At 72.7% G+C, this 15,751-nt stretch carries 10 protein-coding genes; 9 read left to right on the top strand and 1 reads right to left on the bottom strand.

What is annotated here, in order from left to right; translation table 11 throughout:
- The first annotated feature begins 136 nt into the window (after positions 1 to 136).
- Genes ACIRDU_RS30005 through fxsT form a run of 3 tightly spaced genes read left to right on the top strand, consistent with a single transcriptional unit; the run spans position 137 to position 7,362 of the window.
- Entirely contained in the window at positions 137 to 1,687 is a 1,551-nt protein-coding gene (locus tag ACIRDU_RS30005; protein ID WP_403585114.1) for a hypothetical protein, read from the top strand.
- Positions 1,684 to 2,781: an AAA family ATPase gene (locus ACIRDU_RS30000; RefSeq protein WP_403585112.1), complete on the top strand. Its 1,098-nt coding sequence runs from the start codon at positions 1,684 to 1,686 to the stop codon at positions 2,779 to 2,781. The genes ACIRDU_RS30005 and ACIRDU_RS30000 overlap by 4 nt, the downstream gene beginning before the upstream one ends.
- Positions 2,782 to 7,362 carry an FxSxx-COOH system tetratricopeptide repeat protein gene (fxsT, locus tag ACIRDU_RS29995; RefSeq protein WP_403585109.1) on the top strand — a complete coding sequence of 1,527 codons (4,581 nt, stop codon included), beginning with the start codon at positions 2,782 to 2,784 and terminating at the stop codon, positions 7,360 to 7,362.
- Between the two features lie 44 nt (positions 7,363 to 7,406).
- Here fxsT and ACIRDU_RS29990 read toward each other — a convergent pair whose 3' ends face one another.
- A complete protein-coding gene (locus ACIRDU_RS29990) occupies positions 7,407 to 8,699 on the bottom strand; it encodes a cation:proton antiporter (protein ID WP_403585106.1) in 1,293 nt (430 codons plus the stop codon).
- A 184-nt stretch (positions 8,700 to 8,883) separates the two neighbouring features.
- Between ACIRDU_RS29990 and ACIRDU_RS29985 the strand changes: the two genes are divergently transcribed.
- From ACIRDU_RS29985 to argF, 6 genes are all read left to right on the top strand, one after another.
- Positions 8,884 to 10,017, top strand: a complete 1,134-nt coding sequence (locus ACIRDU_RS29985) for a hypothetical protein (RefSeq protein ID WP_403585103.1) — start codon at positions 8,884 to 8,886, stop codon at positions 10,015 to 10,017.
- Positions 10,014 to 11,120, top strand: coding sequence for a caspase family protein (locus ACIRDU_RS29980; RefSeq protein WP_403585101.1), 1,107 nt, complete (start codon positions 10,014 to 10,016; stop codon positions 11,118 to 11,120). The genes ACIRDU_RS29985 and ACIRDU_RS29980 overlap by 4 nt, the downstream gene beginning before the upstream one ends.
- A gap of 104 nt (positions 11,121 to 11,224) precedes the next feature.
- The gene (locus tag ACIRDU_RS29975) at positions 11,225 to 11,452 is read left to right on the top strand and encodes a hypothetical protein (protein WP_403585098.1); all 228 of its coding nucleotides are present in this window, start codon (positions 11,225 to 11,227) and stop codon (positions 11,450 to 11,452) included.
- A gap of 84 nt (positions 11,453 to 11,536) precedes the next feature.
- Positions 11,537 to 13,240 (top strand): HEXXH motif domain-containing protein, encoded by a 1,704-nt coding sequence (locus ACIRDU_RS29970; protein WP_403585095.1) that lies wholly within the window; start codon positions 11,537 to 11,539, stop codon positions 13,238 to 13,240.
- A 100-nt stretch (positions 13,241 to 13,340) separates the two neighbouring features.
- On the top strand, positions 13,341 to 14,564 hold the full coding sequence (locus ACIRDU_RS29965) for an arginine deiminase (RefSeq protein ID WP_403585092.1): 1,224 nt from the start codon (positions 13,341 to 13,343) through the stop codon (positions 14,562 to 14,564).
- A gap of 88 nt (positions 14,565 to 14,652) precedes the next feature.
- A complete protein-coding gene (argF, locus tag ACIRDU_RS29960; RefSeq protein ID WP_403585089.1) occupies positions 14,653 to 15,660 on the top strand; it encodes an ornithine carbamoyltransferase in 1,008 nt (335 codons plus the stop codon).
- The last annotated feature ends 91 nt before the right edge of the window (positions 15,661 to 15,751 follow it).

Genomic DNA, 15,751 nt, shown 5'->3' with positions numbered 1-15,751 from the left:
GGCCAGGCTTGTCCCGCCTGGGACGCTCCTGGCCGGACGTCGCCCTTCCGGTCCCATTCGTCCCTGGTTAACCGCTGGTTGCCGTGCTAACTTCGCTGGTCGGTCAGGCAGGTGTACCGGCTCAGGGGGAAAGTCGGTGGAGACACACGCGGGGTTCGGCGAACCCGAGGGCGGGTCCGGGCGTGCGGACGGCTTACGGCTGCTGCTGGGGCTGACCAACGAGCTGTGCGGCCTCGGCTGCATGGAGGACGCCCAGGGGCGGTTGCACTTCGGTGTCGTCCTCGGAGACCTGCTGGGACGTCAGATCGACCTGCGCGGCGTCAAGTTGCGCGAGGACGTGGTGCTGCTGGTGCGCGCCGCGCTGAACATCCCGGGAGGCGAGCGCGTGCTCGTCGAGGTGGTGCGGATCCTCGAGGGCGACCTGGCGGGCGACGAGCTCGACCAGCTGCTCGCCCGGTGGGTGGCGCCCGCCCCGCCCCCCGCCCTGCAAGGCCCCCTCACCCGCGACGACGCGGCCCGCGCCCGCGCCCTCCTGGCCCAGGGCGACCTGCCGGCGGCCCGGCTGCGCGACGCCCTCGTCGAGGAACTCAACGGGCTCGACCTGCCCACCGGACTCACCCCGGAGCAACTCCTCGCCCATGTCCTCGACTGGAACGTCCAGCCGGACGGGCTGCCCCCGGCCGTCCTCCTGGCCGACCACGCCGCCCGGCTCGCCACCACCCCCGCGCACCGCACCGCCCTGACCGGCTGGGCCGACGACTGGGCCCGGCGCGCCGGGCTGACCGGGGCGATGGAGGAACGCCGGCAGGCGCGCGGCACGGTGACGAGCGATCCGGACATCCCGCGCTGCCTGGTCGTCGCCGTCGAACCCACCCGGGACGGCACCGGCGAGATCGTCGTCCGCCCCTGGCTCAACACCGTCCCCGGCCGCTGGAACCCCCAGCCCGGCGAACCCGTCACGACCACCCTCGACGAGCTCGGCACGGCGGTCCAGCGCGCGTTACGACAGGGCGCCCGCCTCTGGTCGGCGCCCCGAGACCCCGACCCGAGTGGACGCCGGCAGCCGCCGCCGTACATCGAGTTCGTCCTCCCGTACGACCTTCTCAACCACGATGTGGCCGGTCTGACCTTCCGGATCGGCGACGGGCAGCCGCTTCCGCTCAGCCTGAAGTACGGGGTGCATCTGCGGAGTCTGGAGCGGATGCGCACGGACGACGCCCTGGTCCGGGACCAGTGGCGGGAACGCTGGCGAACCCTGCGCGAGGACGGCGTCCTGGTGCACGGCTGGCGCGCACCGGACGGCGGGCGGCTCGGCGCGTGGCAGTCCGGTCTCGCCGGGGAACCACGACATACGGCCGTGGTGCTCGACGCCCCGACCGACGTCCTGGCACTGGAGGCCCTCAAGGCCGCCATAGCGGAAGGGATAGGAATCGCGATCTGGGACCGCAGAGGTGTCTTCCGCGAAGAGCGCCGCGAGGTCGTGACCGCCCTGTTCGCCGCGGCACCCACCCCGGCGAGGATCCCGGTGGCCGTGCACCTGTTGCGCAGGAACGCCGAGAGCGAGGGCCGGGGGCCCGGAGAGCTCCTCGGCAGACATATCGGATTTTTCTGGGACGATCCGACGCGTCCCGTCGATGTTCAGCCCACCGACCCAGGCGATCTCGCCAGCGAGGAGGCACCGGCATGAGCGCGCAGGAGCAGACGGCCCCGAACGGCTGGCGGGTCTTCCACGGCACGGGCAGCGCCCCCGCCGAACCACCCGCACTGCCCGAGCCGCCGCCCTGGCGCCGGTTCCGCGGCGGACCGCCCCGGCCCGTGCCGCCGGCCGACCCGCAGGCCGCGCTGCGCCGCATGGGTCCGGGCGACGTCACCCCGCAGCTGGGCGAGGAGGAGATCGACATCGTCAACGCGGCCCTGCTGCTGCGCCGGCCCCTGCTGATCACCGGCCCGCCCGGCGTCGGCAAGTCCACCCTCGCCTACCTCATCTCCCGCGAGCTCGGCCTCGGCCGCGTCCTGGAGTGGAACATCGTCAGCCGCACCACCCTGCGCGACGGCCTCTACGCCCACGACGCCATGGGCCGGGCCCAGGCCATCGCCGCCTGGCGGGCCGGGCTGCGGCACGCGGCGGCGTGGGAGCCGGATCCGGACGAGGTCGCCGCCGCCGCGGACGTCAACACGGCGCTTCCTCAAAAACCTCGTCAACTTCCCCCGGTTCTGGGCGACTTCATCACGCTGGGCCCCCTGGGGACCGCGCTGCTGCCCTACGATCGACCCCGGGTGCTTCTCGTCGACGAGCTCGACAAGAGCGACATCGACCTGCCGAACGACTTGCTGCACGTCCTGGAGAACGGAAGCTATGACGTCCCCGAGCTGGTGCGCGACGCCGCGGACACCACGAGCGTCCACACCAGTGACCCCGGGGGGCGCGCCGATGTGGGCGACGGGCGGGTCGAGTGCCGGGAGTTCCCCGTCGTGGTGATCACCAGCAACGGAGAACGCGAATTCCCCGCGGCCTTCCGCCGGCGCTGTCTGCCCCTGGAGATGCGCACACCCACCCGGGAGCAACTCCTGGCCATGGTCGAAGGGCACCTCGGGACGCGCCCGCAGGGCACGGAGGACCTGGTCGACCTGTTCGTCCAGCGCGTCCAGTCCGGCGGCACCCACTCACTGGACCAGCTACTCAGCGCCGTCCATATGACTACCACGGGTGGTTTCCAGGCGGACGGTGACGGGCGTAAGCTCGTGGAAATGCTCCTGCGCGACCTCGCGAAGGGCCGCTGAATGAAGGGCTATCCCAGGGAGCACGCATCCGGGCTCGGCGACGGATTTCCCGTTTCGGGGTCGTCGCCCCCTTCGGCGTTCCCCGAGTCCGCCGACCAGGCGGCGCAGCACGGAGCGACGGTCCCGGACGCCCCGGAGACGCCCGCCCCGCGCTGGCAGGACGTCGCCGACGCGGTCTGGCTCGCCGCGTACTGGAACCGCCACGGCGGCCCCGCCCCCTCCGGCCCGGAGCTGGTACCCGACCGTGAGGTGACACCCGCGGCACCGCCTCCCGTGCCTCCCCGGGCGGCGGAGGAACGGGACCGGGACCGGGCGGACCAGCCGGACTCGCCGCCGGCTGCCGAGCCCCGCCCCGCTGATGCCGCCCCCGACGCCGTACGCCCCCCGCAAACGCCCGTCACCCCCGACTCCCCGGCTGCCGCGGAGGAACCCGGAGACCGTCCGCAGCCCTGGGTTGCCGGCCCCGCTCTGCCCGGAGAGCCGGCTGTCGCGGCCCGCCTGTTACCCGACGCCGAGGGCCGCTTCACCCTGCGCCTCGGACAGCCGCTGCTGCCCGCCGACGACCGTCCCGAGCACGCCCCTGGGCGCACCACCGCCCTGTTCGCCCGCGCGCTGCACCAACTGGCCCGGCGTGTGCCCTCCCGCGAAGCGCTGGAACTCGACGAGGACACCACCGCCGAGCAGGGGGTCGTCGACGGCCTGTGGATGCCCTTCCTGAGGCCCGCCCGGACGGCCGCCTTCGACCTGGTCGTCCTCGTCGACGACGCGCCGACCCTGCGCATCTGGGACGAGTCCACCGCCCGTCTCGCCCGGGCCGCCGAGCACAGCGGCGCCTTCCGGGCCGTCCGCACGGTCGGCGTGCACCTGCCGCGTGCCGGGACCGCCACCCTGCGCTGGGCCACCGGCCGGGCCGCCGCCGACCCGGCCGAACTGCTCGACGGGCGCGGTGACCGGGTCTTCCTCGTCGTCACCGACGGCCTCGCCCCCGGCTGGGCCGCGCCCGCCGCCGACGACCTGCTCGGCCGGCTCGCACACGCCGGCCCCACGGCGCTGGTGCACCTCCTGCCGCCGCATCTGCGCCACCGCACCTCGCTCTACCCCCACCCGGCCGTTCTGGAGGCCGGCGGATTCGGCGCCGCCAACGACGGACTCGAACACTGGGCGCCGCCCGGCGGCCCCGACCCCCTGCGGCCTTTGCCCGACGCGGGCGACGGCTCCGTGCCCGTGCCGGTGCTCTCCCTGAAGCCCGGCTCCCTCACAGCCTGGGCCGATCTCGTCACCGGGGAGCGCGGAGTGCGCCGCGCCCTGCCGGTCGTCCTGGCCGGCACCCTCACCAAGGGCTCGCCCGCCCCCGGACTGCGTGCCCCGCGCTTCCCACACGCCGCCAAGGCCGCCGTGCGTCGCTTCTTCACCCTCGCCACCCCGGCGGCACGCCGGCTGGCCACCCAGCTCGCCGCCGTCCCCTTCGAGTTCGACCTCGTGGAGCAGCTACGGCGGCGCACCATGCCGGAGACCGGCCCGGACCACCTCGCCGAGATCCTGATGGGCGGGCTGATCGACTGGGACAGCGACGGCGAGGGGCACCCCGAATTCGCCGACGGGGTCCGTGAGGAACTGCTCGCCACCACCACCCGCAGCCAACTCGCGCACACCGTCAGCGTGGTGGGCGAGCTGCCCGCCGCGGGCGCCCGGGGAGTCGCGCTGCGCGCCGCACTGCGCGACCCGATGGGCGCGACGCTGCCCGACGCGGCCGAGCGGGGCTGGGTGCGCAGCGAGCTGGCCGTGATGCGCGCGCTCTCCGGGCCGTACTCCGAGCGGGCCCGCCGGATCGAGCCCGGACCGGCCCGGGCCCGGGGGCCGGGTGCCACCGAACGAGTGAGTCCGGGAATGTCCGAGACTGCACTCTCTGAGGTGAACAACGCGGATCGTGGGGGATTGTCCGACGGATCGGGAAGTCTGCCACCGTCGAACGGCCCCAACGAGTCTGGAGAACCCCCCGTGCCACCCCTGGTATCCGACGTCACCCCACAAGAACCCCCGGAGGCTGAGCCCCCCATGCCGAGCACCATGACGACCTCGTCAGCGCCCGCCCTCCTGGTGAACGTTCCCCTCAGGAACACCTCGTTCGTCGGCCGGCAGGCGCTGCTGAGTGCCGTGGAGGAGCAGCTGGGGGCGCAGGACACGGCGGCGGTGCTGCCCAACGCCCTGCACGGCCTCGGCGGCGTCGGCAAGTCACAGCTGGCACTGGAGTACGTCTACACCCACCAGCACGACTACCGGGTGATCTGCTGGATCCCCGCCGAGCGTGAGAGCCTCATCCTCGCCGCACTGGCCCAGCTGGCGGCCCAGCTGGGCGTCGCTCCCACCGGGCAGGACCTCGGCGCCCCCGCCGCCAACACCGCCGTGCCGGCCGTACTGGAGGCCCTGCGCACCGGGGCGCCCTACGACAACTGGCTGCTCGTCTTCGACAACGCCGAAGACGTCGAGGCGGTGCGCCAGTTCTTCCCGACCAACGGCCCGGGCAAGGTCATCGTCACGTCCCGGAACCGTGCGTGGGAGAGGGTGGCCACGTCGTTGCCCGTCAACGTGTTCGAGCGCGAGGAATCGGTCGAACTCCTCCAGAAGCGGTCGCCCGACCTGTCCACAGAGGACGCCGACCGGCTCGCGGAGGCGCTGGGCGACCTGCCGCTCGCGGTCGAGCAGGCGGGAGCGTGGCGAGCGGTCACCGGAATGCAGGTCGACGAGTACCTCGATCTGCTCGCTGCACGCAGCCCCGAGATCCTCGAACTCGACCCGGCCCCCGACTACCCGGTCTCCGTCGCGGCCGCCTGGGACATCTCGCTGGAGCGGATCAAGGAGAACAACCCGGGCGCGCGGCAGCTGCTCGACATCTGCGCCAGCATGGCGCCCGAGCCCATCCCCCGGGCGATGCTGCGCGGCAGCCGCGGTGTCAACGTCACGCCCGAGGTCGACCCCCTGCTGCGCGAGTCGATCAAACTGAACCGCGCCGTCCGCGACCTCAGCCAGTTCTCCCTGGTCAAGGTCGACCCACGGTCCGACACCCTCCAGATGCACCGTCTGCTCCAGACCGTGCTCCTGGCCAAGCTGAGCGCCGAGGAACGGGAGCGGATGCGGGACGCCGCGCATCAACTCCTCTCGGCCGCCAAGCCGGGCCCCTACGGCTCGTCGCTGGAATGGCGCGCGTACCAGGCGCTGTTGCCGCACGTGCTCACCTCCCAGGCCGTGAGCAGCACCGACACCTATGTGCGGGAGCTGGTCTTCGACACCGTGTGGTTCCTCTACTACTGGGGAGACCACGTGGGCGCCGCCGACTTCGCCCGCCAGGCCTGGAGTGCCTGGATCGCGGCGTCGGGCGAGGAGGACGTCAACGTCCTGCGGATGATGAAGAGCCTCGGGTTCCTGCTGCGGCAGATCGGCCAGGTCCCCGAGTCCATTCCGCTCACCGAGAAGGCCCTGGAGATCTCCCGCAGGACCGAGGTCGACCCGGAGAACCTGATCGACTCGCTGTGCGAGATGGCCGACGCCCACGGCTACCAGGGCCGGTTCGAGGAAGCCCGGGCCCTGACCCAGGAGGCCACCGAGCTGGCCCGGTCCCTGTTCGGGCCGGACGACCCGATGACCCTGCGCGCCACCCACGCCTGGGGTGTGGCCCTGCGGCTGTGCGGCCGGTTCGGGGAGGCGCTGCCGCTCGACCAGGAGAACGCCCAGCAGCGTGAGCTGCTGTTCGGCCCGGCCAGCTTCTTCACCCTCAACACCCTCAACGCCCTCTCCATCGACATGCGGGAAAGCGGGGACTACCCCGGCGCCCGCGACTTCCAGGAGGACGCGTACCGCAGGGCACGCAGCGAACTCGGCGAGGAGCATCCGCTGACCCTGCGGGTCGCCAGAAACCTCGCGGTCTGCCGACGCCGTGACGGGGCACACGCGGAGGCGGCGAAACTCGCGGAGGAGACGCTGCGGCGCTTCATCGCCCGCTACGGTCCGGACCACTTCGACGCCATGTCGTCGGCGACCAACGTGTCCGTCGACCAGCGGCTGGCCGGTGACCTCGACAGCTCCCGCCGGCTGGCGGAGGTGACGCTGCGGCGGTTCGAGCAGCGCCTCGGTGCGAACCACGCCTACACCTTGCTGACCAAGGCGAACCTGGCCGCCACGCTGCGTGCGCAGGGCGCCCTGGACCAGGCTCAGGAGCTGGAGGACGACGCCGCGAGCCGGCTGGCGGAAGGGGTGGGTCCCCAGCACGTCACCACCCTCACGGTGGCCATCGGGCAGGCCAACACGGCTTATGCGCGCGTCGACTTCGAACGGGCGCACGAAATCGATCAGGCCAACCTGGCGCGGCTCGCCGAGGTCGCGGGCGAGGAGCACCCGCTGACGCTCTCCTGCATGGCGAACCTCGGTCTCGACCTGCGCGGTCTGGGACGCGGGGCGGAGGCCGACGAGCTCCAGCGCAAGGCGACGGACGGGTTCGCCCGCGTGGTCCGCGCCGACCATCCGTGGCTCCTCGCGGCCCGGCAGCGCCGTCGGATCGAGTGCGACATGGCGCCGATGCCCCTGTAGCGGGCGATCGCGACCGGGGTGGCGCTCGGGCCACCCCGGACCGGTCAGCCCGCGTCCGCCACGGGCGCGGGGACCACTTCTGCGCGTCCCTGGGCACGGGTCGGCTCGTGGTCCGACAGGCGGCGGACCAGGTTCAGCAGGGGCTGGGTGAGCAGCGTCGTGGCCAGCGCCATGAAGACCAGCACCGTGTAGAGCGGCTTGCTCAGCAGGCCGGCCTGAAAACCGGCGTTGAGCGCGATCAGCTCCGTCAGGCCGCGGGCGCTCAGCAGGACACCGACGGTGCGTGCGTCGTCGCGCTCCAGCCCGCCCAGCCGGGCCGCCACCGCGCCGCTGCCGACCTTCGTGATCACCGCCAGCACCGTCACGACCAGCAGCGTGAGCCACCCGGTGGTGTTCATGTTGTTCAGGGTGACGGACTGCCCCGAGAAGACGAAGAAGTACGGCACCAGCAGCGAACCGACCACGTGCAGGGGCCGGAGCAGATCCGGGTCGAGCGTGCCGTCGTCCTCACGCGGGCAGACGATCCCGGCGAGCAGGGCACCGCAGATGGCGTGCAGCCCGAGGAACTGTGTCACGGACGCCGACGCGCAGGCGAAGCCGATGAGCAGCGCCAGCCGCAGGGACGGCTCCATCCGGGTGCGCCACAGCAGCCTGCGCAGCACCGGCCGGGCCGCCAGCAGCATCAGCACCGCGAATCCGGCCGCGATGAGCGCCCGCCCCTGCCAGCCCAGCGTGTGCTCACCGCTGTCGCTGTCCAGCATCGTGCCGGCCAGCACCGTCCACCCGATCACATCGAGCAGCCCGGCCGCGGACACCGCGAGGATCCCCGGCACCGTGTCGGCGAGGTTGTTCTCCCGGACGATGGCCGTCAGCACCGGTACGGCCGTTATCGACAGGGCGACCCCGGCGAACAGCACCATGCCGACCGTCGGACGGGGCATGTCCAGGGCCCGCAACTGCTCTTGGAACAGCAGCGCGCAGCCGCTGCCCACCGCCATCGGCACCACGAACGACGCCAGCGCCACCGTCACCACCGTGCGCGCCCGGTCGCCCAGGATCTTCAGATCCAGCTCGTACCCCACCGCGAACAGGAAGACCACCAGGGCGAACTGCGCGAGCCCGGTCAGCGCGGTGCCGATCTCCTGCGGGAACAGCACGGTGTAGGCATCCGGCGCCGTACTGCCGAGCAGCGAGGGACCGAGGGCGATGCCCGCTGCCAGCTGACCCACGATGTACGGCTGCTTCAGTCGCTGGGCCAGCCAGCCCGCGCCATGGCCGACCGCCAGGATCAGGGCCGAGGCGAACAGGAAATGCGTGACCACCGCTTCAGGGCTCACCGCGTCCCCCCGTGTCCGGTTGTCGTGGCCTGCACCGCGGCCGTGGGCGGGTCCTCGCAACGCTGCTGGACCCCAACCTCCCTATGATAGAGGTAACTTGACGGTGTATCGGCAGGCGTGCACAACACTGCACCGGTGTCACGGGGGGCACATGGCGACGGTCGTCTTCATCCATGGAACAGGGGTGCGCGAACCAGGCTTCTCGAAGCTTGCGGGGCGCGTGGCGGCCGGTCTGACCGCCCTGCGTGAGGGACTTCGCATCGTGCCGTACTACTGGGGCGACACGCACGGCGCCACGCTCGCGGCGGGCGGTGCCAGTCTTCCCGCCGCGCCGGGCGGCACGTCCCGGGGCCCGGCCGGACCGGACCCCGAGGAGGAGACGGCCGCCGTCTGGGCCGCCCTCTACGCCGATCCGTACGCAGAGCTCGCCCTCGCGGCGGCCGGTGTGCCGCGGGCCGTCGAGCGAGCGCCCGGATCGCAGCCGCCGGACCAGGCGATACGCGCTCGGCTGGCTGCGCTCGCGGCTCGAGGGGACGACCCGGCAGCGGAGTTGGGGCCGGGTCTCACCCGCGCCGCCACCGACCTCGCCGCCCACTCCCTGCTCGGGCCGGCCTCGGTTGCCCTCGCCCCCGACGACCTCGCGCTCCTCGCCGCCCGCAGCCTGACCGCCCGGGTCATCGCGGACCTCCTGGACTCCGACGTCCCGCTCGTACCGGTCGGCGACAGCCGGGACGCCGTAGCCGAGCGGCTGGCCGTGGCACTCGGTGCAGCCCCCCGGGGCACGGAACGCGGAGTGCGCTCCCTGGCGCTGCGGGCGGCGGGCTCGATGGCATCCCGTGCCGTCGTGCGCCGCCGACGTGCCCTCACCGAGGCCGCTCACCCGGCCGCCGCCGACATCCTGCGCTACCTCAGCCGTGGAGAGGCGGTCCGCGCCGACCTGCGTGCGTTGATCAAGGGCCTGGAACCGCCCGTCAGTCTCCTCGGCCACAGCCTGGGCGGCATCATCGCCCTGGACACCCTGATCTCCACCCCGCTGCCCCAGGTCCGGTTCCTGGTGACAGCGGGCTCTCAAGGTCCCTTCCTCTACGAGTCCGGATCCCTGCCCTCCCTCGAACACCCGGCGCCGCTCCCGCCGCACATGCCGGACTGGCTGAACCTCTACGACCCCCGCGACCTGCTCTCCTACCTCGGCGCGGGCCTGTTCCCGGGGCGCGTCACGGACGTCCTGGTCGACAGCCGCCAGCCCTTCCCCGCCTCGCACAGCGCCTACTGGACCAACCCCGAGGTGTTCCGGCACATCGTGGACCGGTTGCCGTGAACCCCGCCCGCGTGCACGCGCTGATCGTCGGCATCGAGCGCTACGACGCCGGATCCGGCTGGGACCTGCCCGGCCCCGCCCGCGACGCCGTCGCCTTCCACCGGCTGCTGCGGGAAGCCGGGGTGCCGGAGGAACAACTCCGGCTCCACCTCGCCCCCCTGCCCTCCTACGTCCCCCAGGTCGCCCATCGACCCGCCGACCACGCGACCCTGCGCCGCGTCCTCGTCCGGGAACTGCCCCTGGAACAGGGCGACGTCCTGTGGGTCTGGTGGGGCGGGCACGGTGTGCTCGACCGTTCCGGGCATCTGCGGTTGTTCTGCTCCGACGCCAGCACCGCCGACAAGCTGGGCATCGACCTGGACACCGCCCTCGACCGGTACGCCGGGGACGCCGTACCGGCCTTCGGGGAGCAGCTGTGGATCGTGGACGCCTGCGAGACCTTCGAGGAAGACCTTGCCTTCCGGGAGCAACTGCCGTCGGACGCCCTGCCGGTGGGGCGGCGCAACCACGCCCATCGGCAGACGCTGCTGCAGGCCGCCGGGCGCGGGCGGGCCGCCGCCAACGACCCCGAGCGGGGGACGGGCCTGTTCTCCGAGATCCTGCTCGGGCTGCTGGCCGACCGAGCGGCCGTCCTGCCCGCACCACCCGATCCGGAGGGACTGTTTCCGGCCGTACGGGCACGTATCGCTGCCCTCAGGGAAGCGGGACGTACTCTGCAGTATCCGGAGATTCGCCTGCGGAGCCCCGAGCGCACCGAGATCGTGGCGCCGACGGAGCGGGGCCCCGAGGGCCGGGCGGCCTCACCGTTGCAGCGGGCCGTGGATGCCCTGTTCGCCTATCCGCTGATGGCGGATCCCACCGAACGGCAGGCTGTCGTGGCCTCGTTGGACCCCCGTGTCACGGGCACGCTGGCCCGCCACAGCAAGGCACGCACCGATGTCGTCAGCATCCTCAACGGGATTGCCCGGCACCGGCCGCAGATGGTGTGGGAGCTGTTCGACGCTGTGGTCTCCCTCGACGACGACCCGGAGCTGAAGGATGAACTCGCCGCGGCACTGACCGAGTTCGCGGCTTCGAGGCGACGCCCGGACGATCGGAAATGATCGGGTGGCGTGATCGTACGGTTTTCGACCCGGGCAGGAATGGCCATGATGGAAAAGAAACGGCACGGGGCATCGCGTGCCACCGTGCGAGAAGGGGGAGCATCTTGGACCAGCAGCCCGCTCTGTGCCACGCCGAAGTCGCCGTCCGCGAGCCGGCCGCGGCTGCTGGTACCGCCGTCTGGGAGTCGGATCTCGCCGACCTGACGGAGCTGCCCCTGACCGCGGTGGACGGTCTCGCCCCTCTCCATCCCTCCGCCCGTCTCCTCGGTGAGGTCCTGCGGGCACGCGGCAGCATCAGAGGGGGCAGCGAGGGGAGCGCCCGGGCCGAATAGGTCTCCAGCCCCCGGCAGGCGGCCCGCCCGTGGCCTCGACGCTGTGCCGGGGCCCACGCCCGCACCCGCGACCGGAGGTCCCGCATGCCCAGCGAGCCGCGCCACGTCCCGTTCCGTATGCCTGAGCGGATCCTGGCGGAGCTGGCGGCGGGGGGCGGCTCCGCGGAGGCCGTCGCCTTCCTCGAACGGGCGGAGCGGGCACGGCGGCTGCTGCTCCTGCGCACCCTGCTGGACCGACTCGACACGCTGAGCACGCCGTTGAGCTCCGCCGCCGAGGCCTGGGGCGTCCTCAAGGAGGCCGCAGCGGCGGCCCCCGGCCCGGTCGACCGGCTGCTGCTCGCCCCGGCGACCGGCGGTTGGATCGCCCACCTCCTGCGTCGGCTGCACGGCACCGCGTCGGGCCCGCCGCTGTGGGCCGAGGCCGGGCACCTGTGCGCCCTGGCCGTGGCGGCGTCCCTGCGCGCCGGCACGCGGGCGGGCCTGCGGGTGCCTCTCACCGACGGCGCGCTGCCGCTGCCGGGCCTGGGGCTGGCCCGGCTCGCCGAGGCGGAGGCGGGGCTGACGGTCGGCCGGGCCCGTACCGGCGGGGGCGAACTGATGCTGTCCGGCCCGGGCCGTGACGGCGGGACCGTGTCATCGACGGTCCGCCCGGCGACGCGGCCACTGCCGGCACCGACAGCGGAAAGCCCCGCCTGGCTGCCCCTGCGCACCCTCACCCACCGCGCCCCCGACGGCCCGGTCGCGATCCCCCTCGAAGACCTCGATCCCTACCGCGACCTGGACGATCCCCTCCCGCCCGCACGGCTCGACCCCGACGAGGCCGAGACCTGGCAGCGGCTGTTCGAGGAGGCCGCAGCGCTGCTCGCCGTGCCGGGCGGCGACGGGCCCGGCCGGTTCGACGTCCGCGAGATCCGGGCCGTGGTGCCCTGGGGGCGTACCGGCACGCTGCCGCCCGCCCCGCCCACCGTGGCGGTGTCCGCCTCCAGCGGCGACTCCTTCGGGGCCATGGTGATCGCCCGACCGTCGTCCGGCACGGCACTCGCCGAGACGCTGGTGCACGAGTTCCAGCACAGCAAGCTGGCCGCCCTCCTGCACCTGTTCCCGCTGCTCGACGACGACCGGGAGGAGCGCTACTACGCTCCCTGGCGACCGGACCCGCGGCACCTCACCGGACTGTTGCACGGGGCGTACGCGTTCACCGGCGTCGCCGGATTCTGGCGGGACCGCCTGGCCGCGGCACGGGACGCCCGGGCGGCCGACATCGCCGGATACCACTTCGCGCTGCGCCGCCTGCAGAGCCGGCTCGTCGTGCGCACGCTGCTGGCGGAGGGCCGTCTCACCGCGCAGGGCCGGGTCCTCGTGACGGGACTCGCCCGTACGCTCGACGGCTGGCTGCGCGAGCCGGTCCCGTACGCCGCCCTGATTCGCGCCCGCACGGCCGCCGCCCTGCACCGCACGGAATGGCGGCTGCGCAACGTCGTGCCCGCCGGAGCCGCCGCGCCCGCCGAGGACCTCCGCTTCCGTCCCGACCGCACCTCCTGGCCGGACGTGCGCACCCACGCCTTCGCCACCCGTCCCGCCGGCCCGCGCACCGCCGACGAGCACCTCGCCGCCGGTGACGCGGCCGCCGCGCTCGTCCGGTACGCCGGCCTCCTGGCCGACGCCCCGGCCGAACCGCATGCGCTCGCGGGCTGGATCGTCGCCCGGACGATCCTCGAACCGGGCCGGGCCGCCCGCCGGATGCTGGCCCGGCCGGAGGAACTGCTGGAGCCGTCGCCCCGGGTGTGAGCCCGTCCTGCCGTGCTTGTCGTCGGCGCGACGAGAACTGGCCGTCACGGAAACGGCCGAGGGGCGCGTCAAGACGCCCTCCGATGGTCAGGATGGAAACATGGCATACCACGTCCACTCCGAGGCCGGGCGGCTGCGCCGCGTCATCCTGCACCGGCCCGATCTTGAGCTCAAAAGGCTCACCCCCAGCAACAAGACCTCGCTGCTCTTCGACGACGTGCTGTGGGTGCGCAGGGCCCGCGCCGAGCACGACGGGTTCGCCGATGCGCTGCGCGACCGGGGCGTCGCCGTCCACCTCTTCGGTGACCTGCTGGCCGAGACGCTCGAGGTGCCGGCGGCCAGATCCCTCGTCCTGGACCGGGTCTTCGACGAGAAGGAGTACGGCCCGCTGGCCACCGACCCGCTCAGAGCCGCCTTCGAGAACCTGCCCGCGCGGGAGCTGGCCGAGGTCCTGATCGGCGGCATGACGAAACGCGAGTTCCTCGACGTGCACCCGGAGCCGACCTCCGTGCGCTTCCACGTCATGGAACTGGACGACTTCCTGCTGGGCCCGCTGCCCAACCACCTCTTCACCCGCGACACCTCCGCCTGGATCTACGACGGCGTCTCCATCAACGCCATGCGCTGGCCCGCCCGGCAGCGCGAGACGGTGCACTTCGAGGCGATCTACCGGCACCACCCGCTGTTCCGGGACGAGACGTTCCAGGTGTGGTCGCAGGGGCAGGCCGACTACCCGTCCACCATCGAGGGCGGGGACGTGCTGGTCATCGGCAACGGGGCGGTGCTCATCGGCATGAGCGAGCGCACCACCCCGCAGGCCGTGGAGATGCTCGCGCACAAGCTGTTCGCCGCCGGGTCGGCGGAGACGATCGTGGCCCTCGACATGCCCAAGCGGCGCGCCTTCATGCACCTCGACACCGTCATGACAATGGTCGACGGCGACACCTTCACCCAGTACGCCGGCCTCGGCATGCTCCGCTCGTACACCATCGAACCGGGCGTCGGCGACAAGGAGCTGAAGGTCACCGACCATCCGCCGGAGCACATGCACCGCGCGATCGCCGCCGCGCTCGGCCTGAACGAGATCCGTGTGCTGACCGCCACCCAGGACGTGCACGCGGCGGAACGCGAGCAGTGGGACGACGGCTGCAACGTCCTGGCCGTCGAGCCCGGTGTCGTGGTCGCCTACGAGCGGAACTCCACCACCAACACCCATCTGCGCAAACAGGGCATCGAGGTGATAGAGATCCCGGGCAGCGAGCTGGGCCGGGGGAGGGGCGGGCCGCGGTGCATGAGCTGCCCGGTCGAGAGGGAGCCCGTGTAGGGAGGGCCGCGAGAGGTGTACGTATAGACATGCTGAGCTTCGTATAGTATTCCAGAAGTCTGTGTCCCCGTATCCCTGGAGCGCCCCCATGGCGACTGTCCCGACCGCCCTCGCCGGCCGCCACCTCCTCAAGGAGCTGGACCTCACCGAGGAGGAGTTCCGCGGTCTTGTCGAGCTGGCCGCCGAGCTGAAGGCCGCCAAGAAGGCCGGGACCGAGACCCAGTACCTCCGGGGCCGGAACATCGCGCTGATCTTCGAGAAGACCTCCACCCGCACCCGCTGCGCGTTCGAGGTCGCGGCGGCCGACCAGGGCGCCTCGACCACGTACCTCGACCCCTCCGGCTCCCAGATCGGGCACAAGGAGTCGGTCAAGGACACCGCGCGGGTGCTGGGCCGGATGTACGACGCGATCGAGTACCGGGGCGACAGTCAGCAGAAGGTGGAGGAGCTGGCGGCGCACGCCGGTGTCCCCGTCTACAACGGGCTCACCGACGACTGGCACCCCACCCAGATGCTCGCCGACGTGCTGACCATGACCGAGCACTGCGCCAAGCCGCTGACCGAGGTCTCCTTCGCCTACCTGGGCGACGCCCGCTTCAACATGGGCAACTCCTACCTGGTCACCGGCGCGCTGCTCGGCATGGACGTGCGGCTCGTCGCACCGAAGGAGTACTGGCCGGCCGAGGAGGTCGTCGACCGGGCCCGGGCGCTCGCCGGGGCCAGCGGCGCCCGCATCACGCTCACCGAGACCGTGGACGACGGCGTCCGGGGCGCCGACTTCGTCGCCACGGACGTCTGGGTCTCCATGGGCGAGCCGAAGGAGGTCTGGGCCGAGCGCGTCACCGCCCTCGCGCCCTACGCCGTGACCATGGACGTCCTGCGCGCCACGGGCAACCCGGACGTGAAGTTCCTGCACTGCCTGCCCGCCTTCCACGACCTCGGCACCAAGGTCGGCCGGGAGATCCACGCCGCGCACGGCCTGGAGTACCTGGAGGTCTCCGACGAGGTCTTCGAGTCGGCCCACTCGGTCGTCTTCGACGAGGCGGAGAACCGGATGCACACCATCAAGGCGGCCTTGGTGGCAACCCTGGCCTGAACAGGCCTTATGCTGACCGGCGGCCCGGAACCACCCCTTCTCCGCGGCCGCCGCGCGACGAACCCGTCGCACTCCCGCACCACCAGAAACG

Source organism: Streptomyces sp. NPDC093598, assembly GCF_044764825.1.
GTDB lineage: Bacteria > Actinomycetota > Actinomycetes > Streptomycetales > Streptomycetaceae > Streptomyces.
The sequence above is the reverse complement of the archived record's forward strand: the minus strand, read 5'-3'. Positions and strand labels throughout refer to the sequence as shown.

Coding starts and splice junctions, on each gene's coding strand:
- ACIRDU_RS30000 (WP_403585112.1), top strand. CDS start 1,684: ATGAGCGCGCAGGAGCAGACGGCCCCGAACGGCTGGCGGGTCTTCCAC.
- fxsT (WP_403585109.1), top strand. CDS start 2,782: ATGAAGGGCTATCCCAGGGAGCACGCATCCGGGCTCGGCGACGGATTT.
- ACIRDU_RS29970 (WP_403585095.1), top strand. CDS start 11,537: ATGCCCAGCGAGCCGCGCCACGTCCCGTTCCGTATGCCTGAGCGGATC.
- ACIRDU_RS29965 (WP_403585092.1), top strand. CDS start 13,341: ATGGCATACCACGTCCACTCCGAGGCCGGGCGGCTGCGCCGCGTCATC.
- argF (WP_403585089.1), top strand. CDS start 14,653: ATGGCGACTGTCCCGACCGCCCTCGCCGGCCGCCACCTCCTCAAGGAG.